This window comes from Rhizobium sp. IBUN, assembly GCF_000510625.1.
GTDB classification, from domain to species: domain Bacteria; phylum Pseudomonadota; class Alphaproteobacteria; order Rhizobiales; family Rhizobiaceae; genus Rhizobium; species Rhizobium altiplani.
Map to the genome: position 1 here is coordinate 1 of NZ_AZNV01000093.1, position 2,797 is coordinate 2,797.

The following is a 2,797-nucleotide window of genomic DNA, read 5'->3' on the forward strand; positions in this document are numbered from 1 at the left end:
TTTTGATCCGCAGGTCAATCGCACCTATGCCGGGATGGCAGCTCACTACGGAAGCTCTGTTCTTCCGACGCGACCACGCCGGCCGCGGGACAAGGAGCAGACATCACGATGCACCTTGTTGGGTTTGTTGAGCGTCAATTAGCCGGGGCTGACGGCCACCATAGCGACCGCCGACGCCTTTTGCGAGTCTGACGTTGCCCGGTGGCTCATACAGGTACCGGTGGTTGGTAGCGTAGCGGTGGCGCTTTAGAACACCAGCGCGTCCGAGTTGGTGGACGGTTGTGGCGCTGACGCCAAGTTGACGAGCCACTTCCTCGCCGGTGAGCATGCCGCTCTCGCGCAACCGTTCGAACCGGGTCTTCAAGCCGTAGGCTCGACGAACGATCATGACCTTCTTCAACGTAAAGGGCTCACCGCGCCAATTGCGATGCCCCAGTGCGAACCCGCATGCGAGCGCCGCATAGACCGCACAAAACTCGACCTTGCAACAAACCGCTGCCCTGGCGAGGCATACGACCCCGCAGGCCCGGAGAAAAACCGACTGCATTTTGTTCCAGGCTTGCTTGATTACGCTCGAACTCATCCCACGAGATATAGCCTTCGTGGGCCTGAGGGATGAGCACCTGCCAGTCGGACCTCGGCATCTTCTGCTGTACGGACTTGAGCTTGGCATTGTAGACAGTGCGTGTGCGTCCGTACGCGAAAGCGCCAGCGTATCGGGGATTGTGTAAAATCTGAAGCAGACGGGAGTGGTCGATCTCGCTCCAAAGGACATCGCCCTTGCCGATGCCGCGCCGGATGCGCCGAGGAAACAGGATCTTCTCGCTGCGCAGGCGCCGCACGACCGCGCAGGCTGATCCCGCCTCCCGGAAGGTATCGAACAGCATGCGCACCGTGTCCTGGATCTGGCGATCCGGATCGAGAACCACGCGCGTATCAGGCGTGTAAACGAATCCGATCGGCAACGGTAACTCGAGCTCGCCGCGACGCGCCTTATTAAGAATGCCGCCTTGCAGTCGAGACTTCAGGATGTGGAGTTCGGCCTCACTCATCGTGCCCTTCAGGCCGAGTAGCATACGATCGTTGAACGACGCCGCGTCGTAGACGCCATCTTCATCCATGATGAGCGTGCGCGACATGGCGGCCAACTCAAGAAGGCGATGCCAGTCAGCATTGTTGCGAGCCAGGCGAGATACTTCCAGCCCCAGCACGATCCCTGCGTGCCCCATTGCGACCTCGCTCACCAGGCGCTGGAAGCCGTCGCGGTCCTGCGACTGTGCACCGGAAAGGCCGAGGTCGTTGTCGATGACGTGGACGCGCTCAATCGGCCAACCCAGCGCCACCGCCCTGTCCCGCAATGCATATTGCCGCTTCGTGCTCTCGGTGTTCTCGAACACCTGACGAAGGGAGGACTGGCGGACGTAGAGAAATGCATCGCGCCGCAGGTGATCGGCACTAATCTTCATGGCGTTATCAGTAGACATGGCTTCCTCCTGTCTCTGCTGCCAGCACCATATTGGCGAGCATGTGCACGAGCTGGCGATCGTGCGCGACCACTGACGTTGTCTTGGGCCGAGGCGCCGAGTGCTGTCGCGCGATCGTGGACTGCTCTGGCGTGATCAGCACGGTCAGGCCGCGCCACAGGCCGTGAAAGACGATGGCGCCCATCCGCCTCGCGCAGGCCGTGCCGCAAACAACATCGGCGCGGAGCGCTTCGTAAATCTCCTTACAGTTCGCCGGCATGGTGATTGCGTGCGTCGGCCCGTCATCGTTTTTTTTACGCGCCACTGCGCGTTCGATACTGCGAGGGTGGACGCTGATGCCCAGTCTCGAATGCACCAGTTCCGCCAGCGAACGGGCCTGCAGTTCACCGTTCGCATCGAGATGCTCCTCGACGAGACGCATGACCTCGCCGGTAAGCTTGTGGGCTGACTTCGGCCCGCGGGTGCGCGGTAAGAGGCCGGCAATGCCATCGCGCTCGAACGCGGCCTCCGCTTGATAGTAGGTCTGCCGAGACAGCCCAAAAAGCGCGGCCGCATCGGCCTTGTTAGTGCCGTCTTCGCGTACGTGACGAAGCATCTCGTACTTCACTTGCACGAGATCGAGCGGATCGAAGAAACCTGCTTCCTGGAACCAGGGGGCGCGGACGCCCTCGGGCTTGGGGTTCAAGGCGCCCATCTGGCGCAGGCGATCGGGCTTGCTTTCTTTGGTCATGGGAGCCTCCTTGTGTAATGTAAATTATGCCGCACTTTGCTCACACGTCAATGAAATTATATCTCAAACACCGCCGAAAGCCATGCGATATCGAGCCTTACCTCTTGCTTTGATGATCAATGATATCGCGTCTCGGCATAATTAGCCTTACATATGCGGCATAATTTACTTGACGCTTCGTCACTCTTCCTGGCGGCGCTTAATGTGACCAATCAACGACGCCAGCGCCGACAGATCGTCTGGGCGGGAGAAGGACCGACCTGCAGCAACCTGACTGAACAAGTCGACCTCATTGACATCGGTCCACGAGGCCGGAAGCGAACGCAACCGTCCTTGGGCGTCGTAGAACATGACGCGGTCTTCGCCCCAGTTCTGTTTGCGTGTCGACAGCACGAAGCGCTGTCCGCGCCACGGATGGAACGGGTGCGTAACCTCGAACTCTATGCGGGCTTGAGTGTCAGTACGAACTGCAGTCCTGGACTTGAAGGAAGGCGAAAGTGGAGGCAGCGGTTCGCATTGTCGAGCGCTGGTTGCTTGGCCGAATGCGCCACCGCGTCTTTTACAGCCTTGCCGACGTCAATGC

At 59.9% G+C, this 2,797-nt stretch carries 2 protein-coding genes and 1 pseudogene; all 3 read right to left on the minus strand.

Going from position 1 to position 2,797, the window contains the following annotated elements; genetic code table 11:
* Positions 1-103 precede the first annotated feature (103 nt).
* The 3 genes and pseudogenes from RHIBUN_RS34660 to RHIBUN_RS34670 all read right to left on the minus strand — a co-directional run bounded on the left by RHIBUN_RS34660 (position 104) and on the right by RHIBUN_RS34670 (position 2,658).
* Positions 104-1,484 (minus strand): annotated as a pseudogene (locus RHIBUN_RS34660) (recombinase family protein).
* The gene (locus RHIBUN_RS36235; protein WP_084659961.1) at positions 1,474-2,214 is read right to left on the minus strand and encodes a helix-turn-helix domain-containing protein; all 741 of its coding nucleotides are present in this window, start codon (positions 2,212-2,214) and stop codon (positions 1,474-1,476) included. Before RHIBUN_RS36235 ends, RHIBUN_RS34660 begins: the two are co-directional and overlap by 11 nt.
* Before the next feature lie 180 nt (positions 2,215-2,394).
* Positions 2,395-2,658: a DUF5372 family protein gene (locus RHIBUN_RS34670; RefSeq protein WP_198021220.1), complete on the minus strand. Its 264-nt coding sequence runs from the start codon at positions 2,656-2,658 to the stop codon at positions 2,395-2,397.
* Positions 2,659-2,797: the final 139 nt, after the last annotated feature.